This window comes from Variovorax sp. SPNA7 (assembly GCF_033807855.1).
GTDB lineage: Bacteria > Pseudomonadota > Gammaproteobacteria > Burkholderiales > Burkholderiaceae_C > Variovorax > Variovorax beijingensis.
This window is the reverse complement of record NZ_CP138513.1, coordinates 4,584,709-4,600,463: the sequence shown is the minus strand read 5'-3', so window position 1 is coordinate 4,600,463 and position 15,755 is coordinate 4,584,709. Positions and strand designations below refer to the sequence as shown.

At 68.0% G+C, this 15,755-nt stretch carries 14 protein-coding genes; 10 read left to right on the top strand and 4 right to left on the bottom strand.

What is annotated here, in order from left to right; translation table 11 throughout:
- Nucleotides 1-33: 33 nt before the first annotated feature.
- From RZE77_RS21415 to RZE77_RS21400, 4 genes are all read right to left on the bottom strand, one after another.
- Nucleotides 34-669 (bottom strand): L-threonylcarbamoyladenylate synthase, encoded by a 636-nt coding sequence (locus tag RZE77_RS21415; protein ID WP_124956493.1) that lies wholly within the window; start codon nucleotides 667-669, stop codon nucleotides 34-36.
- A 17-nt stretch (nucleotides 670-686) separates the two neighbouring features.
- On the bottom strand, nucleotides 687-1,664 hold the full coding sequence (locus RZE77_RS21410; protein WP_319439181.1) for a DMT family transporter: 978 nt from the start codon (nucleotides 1,662-1,664) through the stop codon (nucleotides 687-689).
- Entirely contained in the window at nucleotides 1,661-2,518 is an 858-nt protein-coding gene (locus tag RZE77_RS21405; RefSeq protein WP_018905266.1) for a 3',5'-nucleoside bisphosphate phosphatase, read from the bottom strand. The genes RZE77_RS21410 and RZE77_RS21405 overlap by 4 nt, the downstream gene beginning before the upstream one ends.
- Nucleotides 2,519-2,615: 97 nt before the next feature.
- Nucleotides 2,616-3,650, bottom strand: coding sequence for a transporter (locus RZE77_RS21400; RefSeq protein ID WP_319439180.1), 1,035 nt, complete (start codon nucleotides 3,648-3,650; stop codon nucleotides 2,616-2,618).
- Between the two features lie 151 nt (nucleotides 3,651-3,801).
- Here RZE77_RS21400 and ppk2 point away from each other — a divergent pair, with 151 nt between their 5' ends.
- The 10 genes from ppk2 to RZE77_RS21350 all read left to right on the top strand — a co-directional run bounded on the left by ppk2 (nucleotide 3,802) and on the right by RZE77_RS21350 (nucleotide 15,752).
- The gene (gene ppk2, locus RZE77_RS21395) at nucleotides 3,802-4,719 is read left to right on the top strand and encodes a polyphosphate kinase 2 (RefSeq protein ID WP_405547642.1); all 918 of its coding nucleotides are present in this window, start codon (nucleotides 3,802-3,804) and stop codon (nucleotides 4,717-4,719) included.
- A gap of 49 nt (nucleotides 4,720-4,768) precedes the next feature.
- Nucleotides 4,769-5,836 carry an extracellular catalytic domain type 1 short-chain-length polyhydroxyalkanoate depolymerase gene (locus RZE77_RS21390; protein WP_319439178.1) on the top strand — a complete coding sequence of 356 codons (1,068 nt, stop codon included), beginning with the start codon at nucleotides 4,769-4,771 and terminating at the stop codon, nucleotides 5,834-5,836.
- A 168-nt stretch (nucleotides 5,837-6,004) separates the two neighbouring features.
- On the top strand, nucleotides 6,005-7,273 hold the full coding sequence (urtA, locus tag RZE77_RS21385; RefSeq protein WP_319439177.1) for an urea ABC transporter substrate-binding protein: 1,269 nt from the start codon (nucleotides 6,005-6,007) through the stop codon (nucleotides 7,271-7,273).
- A gap of 182 nt (nucleotides 7,274-7,455) precedes the next feature.
- Nucleotides 7,456-9,003, top strand: coding sequence for an urea ABC transporter permease subunit UrtB (gene urtB / locus RZE77_RS21380; protein WP_319439176.1), 1,548 nt, complete (start codon nucleotides 7,456-7,458; stop codon nucleotides 9,001-9,003).
- The gene (gene urtC / locus RZE77_RS21375) at nucleotides 9,000-10,226 is read left to right on the top strand and encodes an urea ABC transporter permease subunit UrtC (protein ID WP_319439175.1); all 1,227 of its coding nucleotides are present in this window, start codon (nucleotides 9,000-9,002) and stop codon (nucleotides 10,224-10,226) included. The genes urtB and urtC overlap by 4 nt, the downstream gene beginning before the upstream one ends.
- Before the next feature lie 115 nt (nucleotides 10,227-10,341).
- On the top strand, nucleotides 10,342-11,220 hold the full coding sequence (urtD, locus tag RZE77_RS21370) for an urea ABC transporter ATP-binding protein UrtD (RefSeq protein ID WP_319439174.1): 879 nt from the start codon (nucleotides 10,342-10,344) through the stop codon (nucleotides 11,218-11,220).
- A 348-nt stretch (nucleotides 11,221-11,568) separates the two neighbouring features.
- The gene (urtE, locus tag RZE77_RS21365) at nucleotides 11,569-12,261 is read left to right on the top strand and encodes an urea ABC transporter ATP-binding subunit UrtE (RefSeq protein ID WP_021008684.1); all 693 of its coding nucleotides are present in this window, start codon (nucleotides 11,569-11,571) and stop codon (nucleotides 12,259-12,261) included.
- A 121-nt stretch (nucleotides 12,262-12,382) separates the two neighbouring features.
- A complete protein-coding gene (locus tag RZE77_RS21360; RefSeq protein ID WP_319439173.1) occupies nucleotides 12,383-13,645 on the top strand; it encodes an MFS transporter in 1,263 nt (420 codons plus the stop codon).
- 117 nt (nucleotides 13,646-13,762) lie between these two features.
- Nucleotides 13,763-14,773 carry an aldo/keto reductase gene (locus RZE77_RS21355; protein ID WP_319439172.1) on the top strand — a complete coding sequence of 337 codons (1,011 nt, stop codon included), beginning with the start codon at nucleotides 13,763-13,765 and terminating at the stop codon, nucleotides 14,771-14,773.
- 40 nt (nucleotides 14,774-14,813) lie between these two features.
- A complete protein-coding gene (locus RZE77_RS21350) occupies nucleotides 14,814-15,752 on the top strand; it encodes a VTT domain-containing protein (RefSeq protein ID WP_319439171.1) in 939 nt (312 codons plus the stop codon).
- Nucleotides 15,753-15,755 lie beyond the last annotated feature (3 nt).

Sequence of the window (15,755 nt, the reverse complement as noted above, 5' to 3'; positions counted from 1 at the left end):
TGTCAGACGGAGTGAAAGCTGCGGTGCCGCTTGTCAGAGGCCAAGCACCGCCAGCGCGCCGCGGCCCTGCCGCACTACCACCGGATCGTCGCCGGTGCCCATGGGCGTGAGGTCCACCACGGTGGTGGGTTGCGAAGGGCAGGCGCCGGCGTCGATGACGGCGCCGATCTGCTTTTCGAAACGCTCGCGGATGGTCTGTGCGTCGTTCAGCGCCTCGGTCTCGCCGGGCGCGATCAAGGTGGTGGCCAGAAGCGGCGCGCCGTGCAGCATCAGCAGCTCCAGCAGCACCCTGTGGTCGGGCACGCGCAGGCCGATGGTCTTGCGCTGCGGATGGCTCACGCGCCGCGGCACTTCCTTGGTGGCTTCGAGCAGGAAGGTGTAGGGCCCGGGCGTGGCGGCCTTCAGCAGCCGGTACTGCTTGTTGTCGACGCGTGCGTAGTTGGCCAGTTCGCTCAGGTCGCGGCAGATGAGCGTGAGATGGTGCTTCTCGTCGACCTGGCGGATGCGGCGCAGCTGGTCGACCGCGTCCTTGTCGTCGAGGTGGCAGGCCAGTGCGTAGCTCGAATCGGTGGGCACGGCCACGATCTCTCCGCGCTGCAGCAGCGCGGCAGCCTGCTTCAGCAGCCGCTGCTGCGGGTTCTCGGGGTGGACTTCGAAATATTGGGCCATGAAGAAGAGACTCCTGATCAGGATTCGGCCGGCTCGATCGGCACGCGGCGCTCGCGCACGGTGAGCCAGGCGCCGGCCGCGCCGCACACGGCGATCATCGACATGCCGACGAGCGAGAAGCGGTCGGGCACGTGGGAAAAGACCAGCCAGCCGCCGAGCATCGCAAAGGCGATCTGCGCATAGAGGTACGGCGTGAGCGTGGATGCCGGTGCGCGCTGGTAGGCCAGGATGAGGATGAAGTGTCCCACCGTGCCCATGAACCCCATGAGGCACAGCAAGGCCCACCAGTGCCACGAGGGCAGGGCCGTCCACACGAAGGGCAGCGCCAGCGAGGCGATCAGCGCGCCCACCCAGCCGGTATAGAAATGCATCGTGAGCGGATTCTCGGTCTGCGCCAGCTTGCTCGTGAGCACCTGGAACCAGGCGTTGGTCAGCACCAGCCCGATCGGCAGCAGCACGGCCCAGCTGAATGCATCGCCGCCCGGGCGCAGGATGACCAGCGTGCCGGCGAAGCCGCCGGCCACCAGCACCCAGCGCAGCGCGGAGACCTGCTCCTTGAGCGTGGTGGCCGCAAGCAGGGTGATGACGAGCGGGGCGATGAGCACGATGGACGTGAACTCGGCCAGCGGCATGTAGCGCAGGCTCAGGAAGGCCAGCGTGCTCGACACCAGCAGCAGTGCGCCGCGCAGCAGCTGGTAGCGCGGATGCTGCGTGCGCAGCAGGGCCGTGCCATGCCGCGGCAGCAGCACCGCGGTGGTGGCCACGGCCTGGAAGGCATAGCGGAACCACACGCCCATGAGAATGGGCACGGCGGCGGTCGACGTTTTTGTGGCGGTGTCGAGCGTGGCAAAGCAGGCCACCGCCACCAGCACCAAGCCGATGCCCGCGAGGATGCGTTCGGATTCGAGGTCGCGCGTCTGGCGCGCCGCGGCGCGGGCGTTCGCCAGTGCCGCCGCTGCCGCGCTGTCGCTGCCGGGCCCGGGGCTCTGGCTCACTGCTGGATGCGGTGGCTGAGCAGTTCCCACACCGGCGTGAGCGCACCGGGCAACGGCGGCAGCTTGCCAAGATCGCAATGGCTTTCGTCGGGGCTGTGGAAATCGCTGCCGCGCGAGGCGGCGAAATCGAACTCGAGCGCCTTGTCGGCGTACTCGACGTATTCGGCTGTCGTATGGCTGCCGGTGACGACCTCGATCGCCTGCCCGCCATGTGCCTTGAATTCGAGGAACAGCGCGTATTCCTCGTTCGCGGTGAACTTGTAGCGCCCCGGGTGCGCGATGACGGCCATGCCCTTGGCGGCCGTGATCCAGTGCACCGCATCCTTGAGCGAGGCCCAGCGGTGCGGCACATAGCCGGGCTTGCCTTCGGTCAGGTACTTGCGGAACACCTCGGGCGTGTCGCGGCAGTGGCCCTGCTCGACCAGGAAGCGCGCGAAGTGGGTGCGCGAGATCAGCTCGGGATTGCCGACGAACTTGAGCGCGCCTTCGTAGGCGCCGTGGATGCCGACCTTGGCCAGCCCCTCGGACATTTCCTGCGCGCGCTTGCCGCGGCCGCCGCGCGTGTCGTAGAGGCCCTGCGTCATCGCGGCATCGTCGGGGTCGAAGCCCAGGCCGACGATGTGCACGGTCTCGTTGGCGAAAGTCACCGAGATTTCGGTGCCCGTGAGATAGCGGATGCCGTTGGCGCGCGCCGCAGCGGCCGCGCGGTGCTGGCCGCCGACCTCGTCGTGGTCGGTGAGCGCCCAGAGCTCGACCCCGTTGGCGGCGGCGCGCGCGGCCAGTTCTTCGGGCGTCAAGGTGCCGTCGGAAACCACGGAATGGCAGTGCAGATCGGCATTGAGAATGGAGGACACATTTGCATTCTATGGGGTCTGGAACACCGATGCGGGCGCATGGATGCTATTGTGGTTGCTATTAAATAAATAGCATTACTGCGGCAGCCGGCGCGGCTCAGCGCTTCTTGCGAAAAGCCGCCCATGCGGCCACCGCGGTGAAGCTCGCGACGATCGCCACCACGATCCAGAACCCGTGCCTGTGCTCGGCCAGCGGAATGCCGCCCACGTTCATGCCGAACAGGCCCGCCAGGATGTTGATCGGCAGTGCGAGCACGGTCACCACCGTCAGCACGAACAGGCTGCGGTTGTTGTCCTCGTTCACGTTGGCGGCAATTTCTTCCTGCAGCAGCTTGATGCGCTCCTGCAGCGCCTGCATGTCGCGCAGCACCACCGAGAACTCCTCGGTCGAACCGCGAAGCTCCTGCGCATCGGGCTCCGCCATCCAGGCAGGCGGGCCCTGCAGCAGGCGGAAGAGGGCGGCGGGCTCGGGTGCCAGGAGGCGCTGCAGCCGCACCAGCAGCCGGCGCAGCACACCGAGCCGGGCGCGCTTGTGGTCGAGCCGGCCGGCCAGCAGTTCGTCCTCGATGCGGTCGATGCGCGAAGTGACGCCGCGCACGATCTTCACCAGCACGTCGGCCTGCGCGCGCAGCAGGTGCTCGAGCAGCTCGGTGCTCGAACGCGGCGCGTCGCCGGCCTTGACCGCCGTTCGCAGCGCGTCGACCGAGCGCAGCGGCTTGGTGCGCGCCGTGACCACCAGCCGCGGCCCCACGCTGATCCAGAGCGTGGAGATGTCCGAGGGCTCGAAGCTGAACTCGAAGTGCACGTCGTTGATCACCGCGATCAGCGAATCGTCGGCGCGCTCGATGCGCGTGGAGGGCAGGCCCTCGTGCAGTGTTTCGTAGAAGGTGTCGGACAGGCGCGCGTGGCGCAGCAGCCAGCGCTCGGCCTGGGCGTGGCTCAGGTTGAAGTGCAACCAGAGGAAGGCGGACTCCGAAGAGGGGGACGAGCCGGTGTCCAGCCACGCCGCAGCCTGCGCCGAGTCGATCGCCCGCACGGGTTCCGGCGCCGTGGCATCGAAGAGGTAGCCGCAGATCAGTCCGGCTTCGTCGCCGCCATATGAATTGGCGGCCAGGTCATGGAGTGCCGGCAAGGTGCGTTGGATCAGGAAGGACGGAGGGGGTGCCCTGGATGGTGTTCGCCATATGTGACAACTTCGTGTCGGCAGCCTGCGGGCCGTCACGCAACCGTCATGTGCAGCGGGCAGCATGCCTCGTTCCACCCCACACCTCCTTTTGCCCATGATGCTGACAAGCGCACTTCCAGACCACGAAGACCTGATGCAACGCATCGCCCGCGACTTGATCGACAGCTACGACGAGGAGCTTGAACTGGAGATCGAGGACCGCAACATCGACGGGCTCGACCCCGCGTCGCGCACCAACGACAAGGCCGCGCGCCAGGCCTATTTCAAGGAACTGTTCCGGCTGCAGGGCGAGCTCGTGAAGCTGCAGGACTGGGTGCAGCACAGCAAGCAGAAGGTGGTCATTCTTTTCGAAGGCCGCGACGCGGCGGGCAAGGGCGGCGTCATCAAGCGCATCACGCAGCGCCTGAACCCGCGCGTGGCCCGCGTGGCCGCGCTGCCCGCGCCCAACGACCGCGAACGCACGCAGTGGTACTTCCAGCGCTATGCCGCGCACCTGCCGGCCGCCGGCGAAATGGTGCTGTTCGACCGCAGCTGGTACAACCGTGCCGGCGTGGAGCGCGTGATGGGCTTTTGCAGCGACGACGAGTACGAGGAGTTCTTCCGCACCGTGCCGGAGTTCGAGAAGATGCTGGTGCGCTCGGGCATCAAGCTCATCAAGTACTGGTTCTCCATCACCGACGACGAGCAGCACATGCGCTTCCTGGGCCGCATCCACGATCCGCTCAAGCAATGGAAGCTGAGCCCCATGGACCTCGAAAGCCGCCGCCGCTGGGAGGAATACACCAAGGCGAAGGAAATCATGCTGGAGCGCACCCACATCGCGGAAGCGCCGTGGTGGGTGGTGCAGGCGGTCGACAAGAAAAAGGCGCGGCTGAACTGCATCAGCCACCTGCTGGGCCAGCTGCCCTACCAGGAGGTGCCGCATCCGCCGGTGGACCTGCCCGCGCGCGAGCGCCATGCCGACTACCTGCGCCAGCCGGTGCCGGCCAGCATGATCGTGCCGGAGATCTACTAGGCCTCGCGCCGCTTGTTTGGACGGCCGGCGCTTTGCGTCACACTGCGCCATGGCCCGCCGTTCCACTGCCTCCCTGTTCGCCCGCGCGTATGAGCGCAACCTGAAGGCCCTCACGAAGATCACGCTCGGCAACAGCAAGCGCGTGGCGGGCCAGGTGCAGCGCGCAGCCGCCAAGCGGCTAAAGCCGCCGCCGGGCAAGGGCGACTGGCTCGGCGGCATGGCGCTGGGCCCCGGCGGCGCGCGCGGCTATCACCTGTTCCGCCCGGCCGGCCTGCAACTGCAGCCCGGCGAGAAGCTGCCGCTCATGGTCATGCTGCATGGCTGCGGCCAGACCGGGCGCGACTTTGCGGCCAGCACGCGAATGAACGCGCTGGCGGTGCGCCAGCGCTTCCTGGTGCTCTACCTGGAGCAGGACAGGCTGGCCCATCCCCAAGGCTGCTGGAACTGGTACGAGCGGCGCTCGGGCAAGGCCGACGCCGAGGCCGCCACCTTGATGGCCGCCATCGACCAGGCCTCGATGCTCTATCCGGTGGACCGTGAGCGCATCGCGCTGGCGGGCCTGTCGGCCGGGGCCAGCATGGCGGCGCTGCTGGCCACGCGCTATCCGGCGCGCTTTCGCGCCGTGGCGATGCATTCGGGCGTGGCGCCGGGCGCCGCGAAATCTTCGGCCACGGCACTGGGCGCGATGCGCGGGCAGCACACGCCCCCCATGCCGACCACCGCCGTCGGCAAGGCCATGGGCGCGGCCGCCGTGTTCGCGACCCTGCCGCCAATGCTGGTGATCCATGGCGAGGCCGATGCCGTGGTGGCGCCGAGCAATGCCGTCAACAGCGCGGCCGTGTGGGCCACGGCCGTGGGCGCCAAGCCGGGGCTCGCGCGCACGCTGCAGCGCGGCAAGCGGCACGCCATGCGGCTGACCGACTTCCGGCGCAAGGGCCGCACGCTGGTCATGCTGTGCGAGATCGCGGGGCTCGGGCATGCCTGGAGCGGCGGCGCTGCCGCGACGCTTTTCAGCGACCCGGCCGGGCCCGATGCCACGCGCATGGTCTGGGCCTTTGCGGCGGCGCAGTTCAAGCGCGCGGCCAAAATCAAGGCGGGCCTTCCGGCGAGCGCCTAGGCGGCAGCGCCTGCGCGGACCGCGGCGCGCCATGCGCCAGTCGTCCCTGAGTACCTCCGTGTACGCCACCCGGCGTATTTCTCGCGGGCGGGCGAATCCGCAGACTCCCCTCCATCGTCCGGCCCGTCCCGGCGACCAGGTTTCAACCACCCCGGAGCAGGAGTCCACATGCAACGTCGTTTCACACTCAAGGCGCTCACCGCCGCCGTCGCCCTGGCCAGCATTTCCGCTGCGCCGGCCTTTGCCGCCGACACCATCAAGGTCGGCGTGCTGCACTCGCTGTCGGGCACGATGGCCATTTCGGAAACCGTGTTGAAAGACACGGTGCTGATGGCCATCGACGACATCAACAAGAAGGGCGGCGTGCTGGGCAAGCAGCTCGAGCCCGTGGTGGTCGACCCGGCATCCAACTGGCCGCTGTTCGCTGAAAAGACCAAGCAGCTGCTCGGCCAGGACAAGGTTTCGGTGATCTTCGGCTGCTGGACCTCGGTGTCGCGCAAGTCGGTGCTGCCGGTGGTCGAGGAAATGAACGGCCTCTTGTTCTACCCCGTGCAGTACGAGGGCGAAGAGCTCAGCAAGAACGTGTTCTACACCGGCGCCGCGCCCAACCAGCAGGCCATTCCGGCGGTCGACTACCTGATGAGCAAGGAAGGCGGCGGTGCCAAGCGCTGGGTGCTGCTGGGCACCGACTACGTCTACCCGCGCACCACCAACAAGATCCTGCGCGCCTACCTCAAGAGCAAGGGCGTGAAGGACACCGACATCGACGAGAAGTACACCCCCTTCGGCCACAGCGACTACCAGACCATCGTCGCCGACATCAAGAAATTCTCCTCGGGCGGCAAGACCGCAGTGGTCTCGACCATCAACGGCGACTCGAACGTGCCCTTCTACAAGGAACTCGGCAACGCCGGCCTCAAGGCCAAGGACGTGCCGGTGGTGGCCTTCTCGGTGGGCGAGGAAGAACTGCGCGGCGTGGACACCAAGCCGCTGGTCGGCCACCTGGCTGCATGGAACTACTTCATGTCGATCAAGAACCCGACCAACACGGCGTTCATCAAGCAGTGGGGCGACTACGCCAAGGCCAAGAACATCGCCGGCCACAAGGACAAGCCGCTCACCAACGACCCGATGGAAGCCACCTGGATCGGCATCCACATGTGGAAGCAGGCCGTGGAGAAGGCCAAGAGCACCGACACCGACAAGGTGATCGCGGCGATGGCCGGCCAGACCTTCACCGCCCCCTCGGGCATCGTCTCGAAGATGGACGAGAAGAACCACCACCTGCACAAGAGCGTGTTCATCGGCGAGATCAAGGCCGACGGCCAGTTCAGCGTGGTGTGGAAGACGCCGGGCCCGGTCAAGGCCAAGCCGTGGAGCCCGTACATCGAAGGCAACGACAAGAAGCCGGATCAGCCCGCCGGCAAGTCGCTGTAAGTGTTTTCTCCCTCCCCTTCCGGGGGAGGGCAGGGGTGGGGGCTGGCGGCGGTCGCTACGGGCACTGCGCCTGGACAAGCGCCGCGCGCCCCCACCCCAACCCTCCCCCGGAAGGGGAGGGAGCCAACCCAACTTCCGGTTCCATGATGCTTCGACGACCCCTTCACTGTGCACTCGCCGCCATGCTGTTCATGGCATCGGCCGTCCACGCGCTGACCGCCGACGAAGCCCGCGCCATTGCCTCCGGCGAATCCGAAGCGCGCATCACCGCGCTCAACAAGGCCGTGCTCACGGCCGACGACAAGACCGCCGCGTTCATCCAGGCGATGACCGAGGACGCGGTCAAGTACACCGAAGACAAGGTCTTCGTGATGAAGGACGACAAGGGCTACGACCCCGTGACCGGCGCCGAGGTGAAGGTGCCCGACACGGCCGAGGACGTGGTCAACAACAACCTCATGCGCGGCGCGCTCGATGCCGCGCAGGCCGCGCTCAAGCTCACGAGCAAGGACGACGCGGTGCGCGCCGAAGCTGCGCAGGCGCTCTTCAAGGAGCCCGACGAATCGCGCGTTCCGATGGTCGAGAAGGCGCTGGCCGCCGAGACCAACCCCGGCATCAAGGCGCAGCTCCAGCTGGTGCGCGCCGCGAGCATGCTTACCAGTGCCGACAAGGCCAGGCGGCTTGCCGCGGCCAAGGAGCTCGGCGCCAACACGAGCCCGGACACCAAGCTGCTGCTCAACCAGCGCCTGGCCGACGAGACCGAGATCGACGTCAAGGCCGCCATCGTTGCCTCCATTGCCAGCATCGACGGCGCCCTGGTGTGGGGCGACCGCATCAACGCGGTGTTCAGCGGCATCAGCCTGGGCTCGGTGCTGCTGCTGGCCGCGCTGGGCCTGGCCATCACCTACGGGCTGATGGGCGTCATCAACATGGCGCACGGCGAGCTGATGATGATCGGCGCCTACGCCACCTACGTGATGCAGGGCATCTTCCAGCGCTACATGCCCGAGGCGGCCTTCGGCTGGTACCTGGTAGCGGCCATTCCGGTGGCCTTCCTGAGTTCGGCGCTCGTGGGCGCGGTGCTCGAGCGCGGCGTGATCCGCTTCCTTTACGGCCGGCCGCTCGAGACGCTGCTGGCCACCTGGGGCATCAGCCTGATGCTGCAGCAGCTCGTGCGCTCGCTGTTCGGCGCGCAGAACGTCGGCGTGGAAAACCCCGGCTGGATGAGCGGCGGCTTCACCATGCTGAGCAACGTCACGCTGCCGTGGAACCGCATCTGCATCATCGTCTTCGCGGTGCTGGTGCTGCTTGCGATGGGCTGGCTCATCGGCCGCACGCGGCTGGGCCTGTTCGTGCGCGGCGTCACGCAGAACCGGCCGATCGCCTCGTGCATGGGCGTGAACACGGCGCGCATCGATACCTATGCCTTCGCGCTCGGCTCCGGCATCGCGGGCCTCGCGGGCTGCGCGCTGAGCCAGATCGGCAACGTCGGGCCCGACCTGGGCCAAAGCTACATCGTCGACAGCTTCATGGTGGTCGTGATGGGCGGCGTGGGCCAGCTCGCGGGCACGGTGTACGCGGCCATGGGCCTGGGCATTCTCAACAAGTTCATCGAAGGCTGGGCGGGCGCGGTGCTCGCGAAGATCGCGGTGCTCGTTTTCATCATCATCTTCATTCAAAAGAGACCACAGGGCATCTTCGCCATGAAGGGTCGGAGCGCTGAGGCATGAGCAACAAGGTCGTACTGCCAACCAAGGGGCCGCTGTTGAGCGGCAAGGGCTGGACAGCCTTCTTCGTCGCGCTGATCGTGGTCTGCGCGGTGGCGCCGGTGCTCAACATGATGGTGCCGCCCGGCAGCCCGCTGCACATGAGCGACTACGCGGTCGCGCTGGTCGGCAAGATCATGTGCTACGCGATCTGCGCGCTGGCCATGGACCTGATCTGGGGCTACACCGGCATCCTCTCGCTGGGCCATGGCCTGTTCTTTGCGCTCGGCGGCTACATGATGGGCATGTACCTGATGCGCCAGATCGGCCGCGACGGCAACTACAAGAGCGACCTGCCGGACTTCATGGTGTTCCTCGACTGGAAGACGCTGCCCTGGCACTGGACCTTCAGCGACAGCTTCATTGCCACGCTGGTGCTGATCGTCGCGGTGCCGGGCCTGATTGCCTTCGTGTTCGGCTTCTTCGCCTTCCGTTCGCGCATCAAGGGCGTGTATTTTTCGATCATCACGCAGGCCATGACCTTTGCCGCGATGCTGCTGTTCTTCCGCAACGAGACCGGCTTCGGCGGCAACAACGGTTTTACCGACTTCAAGCGCATCCTGGGCATTCCGATCGCCACGCAGGAAATGCGCATGACGCTCTTCGCGCTCACGGGCCTCACGCTGCTGGGCTTCTTCCTGTTCGCCAAGTGGCTCATCGCAAGCAAGTTCGGCCGCGTGCTGCAGGCCATCCGCGACGCAGAGACGCGCGTGATGTTCTCGGGCTACAACCCGCTGCCCTACAAGCTCACGATCTGGGTCATCTCGGCCGTGATGTGCGGCGTGGCCGGTGCCTTGTATGTGCCGCAGGTCGGCATCATCAACCCCGGCGAGATGAGCGCGGCCAACTCCATCGAGATTGCGATCTGGGCCGCGGTGGGCGGGCGCGCCACGCTGATCGGGCCGATCATCGGCGCCTTCATCGTCAACGGCGCGAAGAGCTGGCTCACGGTGGCCTACCCCGAGTACTGGCTGTACTTCCTGGGGGCCTTGTTCATTGCTGTCACGCTGTTCCTGCCGAACGGCATCGTGGGCCTGGTGCGCAAGTGGCTGTCGAGGGAGAAGGCGCCGGCCGGCGTGAGCGCCGGCCGCGAGGAAGCACAGCGCGCCATGGCCGCCGCGCAAGGCGTGGAGCCGGAGGCGCTGCACGCGCCGCTGGTGGCCGAAGTGAAGGGAGCGCGCGCATGAGCCGCCGGGCCGCTCCCAAGGCGAATACCGCAGCGCGAAGCGCGGAGGTTTCTGAAATGAGCCGCCGGGCCGCTCCCAAGGCGAATACCGCAGCGCGAAGCGCGGAGGTTTCTGAATGACGCCCGACCTGATGGAAGCCGGCGCCGAGCGCGCCGCCCGCGCCAAGGGCATGCACCACGCGGGCGGCAGCACCGAATCGGGCGGCCGTTCCGCGGACTTCGGCCGCATCGCAACGCCGGGCGAAGTGGACGTGACGCACGGCCGCATTCTCTACCTCGAGGACGTGAGCGTGAGCTTCGACGGCTTCAAGGCCATCAACAAGCTGTCGCTCGACATTGCGCCGGGCGAGCTGCGTTGCATCATCGGCCCGAACGGCGCGGGCAAGACGACGATGATGGACATCATCACCGGCAAGACGCGGCCCGACGAGGGCACGGTGTTCTTCGGCAGCACCATCGACCTGCTGCGCCATCGCGAGGCCGACATCGCGCAGCTGGGCATCGGGCGCAAGTTCCAGAAGCCGACGGTGTTCGAGCATCTCACGGTGTTCGAGAACCTCGAGCTCGCGCTCAAGACCAACAAGGGCGTGCGCGCGTCGATGCTGTTCAGGCTCGACTCGTCGCAGAGCGACCGGCTCGCCGAGGTGCTGCAGACCATTCACCTGGCCGACAGCGTGTCGCGCCTGGCCGGCAACCTGAGCCACGGCCAGAAGCAGTGGCTCGAGATCGGCATGCTGCTGATGCAGGACCCGAAGCTGCTGCTGCTCGACGAGCCCGTGGCCGGCATGACCGACGAGGAAACGGCGCGCACCGCCGAACTGTTCCTCACGCTCAAGGGCAAGCATTCGCTGATGGTGGTGGAGCACGACATGAGCTTCATCCGCACCATTTCCGAGATCGTCACCGTGCTGTGCGACGGGTCCGTGCTGGCGCAGGGCACGCTGGACGAGGTGCAGGCCGATGAGCGCGTGATCGAGGTCTATCTTGGGCGGTGAACGGATCGCTGTTGGTGTCCGGGGCTCGGCGACGGAGGCTGTGGTCAGAGCGGTGGTGCATCCCCTGGCTTCCTCCCTCTCCCTCCGGGAGAGGGCCGGGGTGAGGGCCGACGGCCTCAGCACGACGACCAGCGCCCGGCATGCGGCGCGGCGTGGACGGCCCCTCTGTGCCGCCGAGGAGCGCAGCGTTTCGCGGATCAGGGCTCGCAGCTGTTTGAGCGAAGCGAGTTCTGCGAGACCCCGCGAAACGCGAGCACCGCAGGGCAGCCCGAAGGGCCGGCACAGTGGGGCCGACCGCGACGTGCCGCATGCCGGGTGCCCTCAACCAACGCCATGGACGGCGAAAAAATGCTGACAGTAAAAAACATCCACCAGTACTACGGCGGCTCCCACATCCTCCGCGACGTGAGCTTCGAGGCCACGCTAGGCAAGGTCACGGTGCTGCTGGGCCGCAATGGCGTAGGCAAGACCACGCTGCTCAAGTCGCTGATGGGCCTGGTCCCCATCAAGAGCGGCAGCATCGAGCTCGAAGGCAAGCCGATCCACAAGGCCACCCCTTATGAAAGGGCACGGGCCGGCATCGGCTTCGTCCCGCAGGGCCGCGAAATCTTCGCCAGGCTCACGGTCGAGGAAAACCTGCGCATGGGCCTGGCCTACAAGAGCGGCAGCACGCCCATTCCGTCGGAGCTCTTCGACCTGTTCCCAGTGCTCAAGCAGATGATCAACAGGAGGGGCGGCGACCTCTCCGGCGGCCAGCAGCAGCAGCTCGCGATCGCCCGCGCGCTGGCGCCCAAGCCCAAGTTGTTGATCCTCGACGAGCCCACCGAAGGCATCCAGCCCAGCATCATCAAGGACATCGGCCGCGTCATCCGCATGCTGGCCGACCGCGGCGACATGGCCATCGTGCTGTGCGAGCAGTACTACGACTTTGCGCAGGAACTGGCCGACGACTACCTCGTGATGGAGCGCGGCGAGGTCATTGCGCGCGGGCTCGGCAAGGACATGGAAGCGCAGGGCGTGCGCCAGCTCGTCGCGATCTGACAACGGGCGGGCCGGCACGCCGGTATCAGCCGCAGCATCGCCGTATCGGCAGAAATTCAGGGTTTACCCTAAAATCAGGCCTCTGCCCGCCGCCGCCGGGCACCCTCCCAGGAGCCTGGCCTTGAACGCCTCCCCACCCGCGCTGGACAGCGCGGACACCGACATTTCCGTTGTTTCCCCCTCCGCACGGCCCGTGAATTTCCTGCGCGCCGTGCTCGCGCTCGGCGTCGGCGGCTTCGCCATCGGTACCGGCGAGTTCGTGATCATGGGCCTGCTGCCCGAAGTGGCGAAGGACATCGACGTCAGCATCCCCCAGGCCGGCCACGTCATCAGCGCCTATGCGCTCGGCGTGGTCATCGGCGCCCCGGTGCTCGCGGTGCTGGCCGCCGGCTGGGGCCGACGCGCGCTGCTGATCGCGCTCATGGCCGTGTTTGCCGCCGGCAACTTCGCGAGCGCGATGGCGCCGGGTTACCTGTCGCTCAACCTGCTGCGCTTTGCCACCGGGCTGCCGCACGGCACCTACTTCGGCGTGGCCGCGCTGGTGGCCGCCACGCTCGCGCCGCCCGGGCGGCGCGCACGCGCGGTGGGCCTCGTGATGCTGGGGCTCACCGGCGCCACGCTGGTGGGCGTGCCGATCGCGGCATGGCTCGGCCAGCTGTTCGGCTGGCGCGCCGCCTTCGTTTTCGTCGGCGTGATCGCGCTGGCGGCCGTGGCGCTGCTGCGCCGCGACATCCCCGACCTGGCGCCGCCCGCGGGTGCCAGCCCCTGGCGCGAACTCGGCGCGCTCAAGCGCAAGCAGGTGTGGTTCACGCTCGGCATCGGCGCCATCGGCTTCGGCGGCATGTTCTCGGTGTTCAGCTACATCAAGCCCACGCTGATCGAAGTGGCCGGCCTGCCGCTGGGCGGCGTGCCCTTCGTGCTCGCACTGTTCGGCCTGGGCATGGTCACCGGCAACCTCGTCGGCTCGCGGCTGGCCGACAAGTCGCTGATGCGCACCATCGGCGGCCTGCTCGTCTATGCGGCGCTGGTGCTCGCGATGTTCTCGTTCGCGGCGCACCACGTGGTCACCGCGGCAATCAACGTGTTTCTCATCGGCACCACCGTGGCCATCGGCCCGGCGCTGCAGATCCGCCTGATGGACGTGGCCGGCGACGCGCAGACGCTCGCCGCCGCGCTCAACCACTCGGCCTTCAACATGGCCAATGCGCTGGGCGCCTGGCTCGGCGGCGTGGCCATTGCGGCCGGGCTGGGCTGGACCTCGACCGGGTGGGTCGGTGCGCTGCTCGCGCTGGCAGGCGTGGGCGTGTTCGCCTGGGCGCTGATGAGCGCGAGGGCCCATGCGCGGCCCAACGACAAGGTGGCCTGCGAAGGCTCCGCCGGCTAGCGCACATGGCGCTTCCGATGCGCGCGGCGTGCATCTTGAAAGCACCCCGGCGCTGCAGCCTTGCGCCGTCGTGACTATGATGGCCGTCGCCCTTCCATCGCCCGGAGCGACATCCCCATGAGCATCCCGACCACCCGACTCGGCCGCACCGGCCTCACCGTCTCGCGCCTTGCGCTCGGCACCATGACCTTCGGCCTGCAGACCGACGAGGCCGTGTCGCACCGCATCCTCGACAAGGCCGCCGAGGGCGGCATCAACTTTCTCGACACCGCCGACGTGTACCCGCTCGGCGGCACCGTCGAAACCACGGGCCGCACCGAAGAGATCATCGGCCGTTGGCTGCAGAAGCAGGGCGCCGCGGGCCGCCGCCGCTTCGTGGTGGCCACCAAGGCGGTCGGCAAGGTCGGCCCCAACAGCTGGGACCAGGGCGCCTCGCGCAAGCACCTGCTCGACGCCATCGATGCCTCGCTCAAGCGGCTGCAGACCGACCACGTCGACCTGTACCAGCTGCACAGCGACGACCGCGAGACGCCGCTCGAGGAGAGCCTGGAGGCGCTCGACGTCATCGTCAAGTCGGGCCGTGCGCGCTACATCGGTGTGTCCAACTTCCTGGCCTACCGGCTGGCCCGCGCGCTCGGCAAGGCCGAGCTGCACAAGCTCACGCGCTATGTGTCGGTGCAGCCGCGCTACAGCCTGCTGTTCCGCGAGATCGAACGCGAGCTGCTGCCGCTCGCGGGCGAAGAGGGCCTGGGCGTGATCCCCTACAACCCGCTGGCCGGCGGCCTGCTCACCGGCAAGTACAAGCCCGGCGCCACGCCCGAGCAGAACACCCGCTTCACGCTCGGCACGGCCGGCGGCATGTACCAGGACCGCTACTGGAACGAGCGCAGCTTCAACACCGTGACCCAGCTGCACAAGCTGGCCGATGAAGCCGGCGTGCCGCTGGCCACGCTGGCGGTGGCCTGGGTCATGGCCAATCCGCTCATCACCGCGCCGCTGCTCGGCGCCAGCCGCCCCGAGCAGCTCGACGCCACGCTGGCCGCGGCCAGCTACAAGCTGGAGCCCGCACTCAAGCAGAAGCTCGACGAGCTCACGGCCGAATACCGCAAGGGCGACGCGCCCCGGTAGGCCGCCAGGGAGTGGACCCCCAAGAGCTCGCGCCGGCGCCATGGCACAGCTGATGTCGCTGCTGGTGCAGAACGCGATCGCGATCGTCTTCGCGGCGAGCTTTGCCGCGCGCCTCGGCCTTCCGGTGCCCGCGGCCGCGGTGCTGGTGGTGTCGGGCGCGCTGCTGGCGGCCGGCAATGTCTCGGTGGCGGGCGTGGTGCTGGCTGCGGTGCTGGCCAACGTGCTCGGCGACGGCGCCTGGTTCTATGCCGGGCGCCGCTTCGGCTACCGCTTCATGCGGCTTCTGTGCCGCATCTCGCTGTCGCCCGATTCATGCGTGCGGCGCGGCGAATCGCTCATTGGCCGGTGGGGCGGCCTCTCGCTGGTGGCCGCCAAGTTCGTGCCGGGCGTCTCGGTGGTCGCGCCGCCGATGGCCGGTGCGCTGGGCATGTCGGTGTGGCGCTTCATCGGCTTCGACATTGGCGCCGCGCTGGTCTGGACCGGCGTCTTCCTCGGGCTGGGCTGGGTCTTTCGCGACCAGATCCAGGAGGTGCTGGCCATGCTGGCCCAGGCCGGCGGCATCGCGACGCTGGCGCTGGTGGTGGTGCTGGCCGTGATGCTGGCGGTGCGCTACTGGCGCCGGCGCGTGTTCATGCGGCTCACCGGCATGCCGCGCATCAGCGTGGACGAGCTGCATGAGCTGCTCGCGAGCGAGGCGCCGCCGCTCGTGATCGATGTGCGCGGGGAAGCCGGCGTGCAGGTCGATCCTCGCCGCATTCCCGGGGCGCTGGCGTACACGCTCAAGTCGCTGCAGCAGCGGCATCCGGAACTGCCGCTCGTCGGCGGGCGCGACGTGGTCCTTTACTGCAATTGCCCCAACGAGGTGTCGGCCGCCCTGGCCGCGCGCGTGCTGCTGGCGCGCGGTGCGCGGCGCGCGCTGCCGCTGACGGGCGGGCTCGATGCCTGGGTGGCCTCGGGCCGGCCGACGAGCCTGCACTGACAC

What these genes read in the sequence shown, in the direction of transcription:
- RZE77_RS21415 (WP_124956493.1), bottom strand. Translation starts at nt 669, where the DNA reads ATGGCCCAATATTTCGAAGTCCACCCCGAGAACCCGCAGCAGCGGCTG.
- ppk2 (WP_405547642.1), top strand. Translation starts at nt 3,802, where the DNA reads ATGCTGACAAGCGCACTTCCAGACCACGAAGACCTGATGCAACGCATC.
- RZE77_RS21390 (WP_319439178.1), top strand. Translation starts at nt 4,769, where the DNA reads ATGGCCCGCCGTTCCACTGCCTCCCTGTTCGCCCGCGCGTATGAGCGC.
- urtA (WP_319439177.1), top strand. Translation starts at nt 6,005, where the DNA reads ATGCAACGTCGTTTCACACTCAAGGCGCTCACCGCCGCCGTCGCCCTG.
- urtB (WP_319439176.1), top strand. Translation starts at nt 7,456, where the DNA reads ATGCTGTTCATGGCATCGGCCGTCCACGCGCTGACCGCCGACGAAGCC.
- urtC (WP_319439175.1), top strand. Translation starts at nt 9,000, where the DNA reads ATGAGCAACAAGGTCGTACTGCCAACCAAGGGGCCGCTGTTGAGCGGC.
- urtD (WP_319439174.1), top strand. Translation starts at nt 10,342, where the DNA reads ATGACGCCCGACCTGATGGAAGCCGGCGCCGAGCGCGCCGCCCGCGCC.
- urtE (WP_021008684.1), top strand. Translation starts at nt 11,569, where the DNA reads ATGCTGACAGTAAAAAACATCCACCAGTACTACGGCGGCTCCCACATC.
- RZE77_RS21355 (WP_319439172.1), top strand. Translation starts at nt 13,763, where the DNA reads ATGAGCATCCCGACCACCCGACTCGGCCGCACCGGCCTCACCGTCTCG.
- RZE77_RS21350 (WP_319439171.1), top strand. Translation starts at nt 14,814, where the DNA reads ATGGCACAGCTGATGTCGCTGCTGGTGCAGAACGCGATCGCGATCGTC.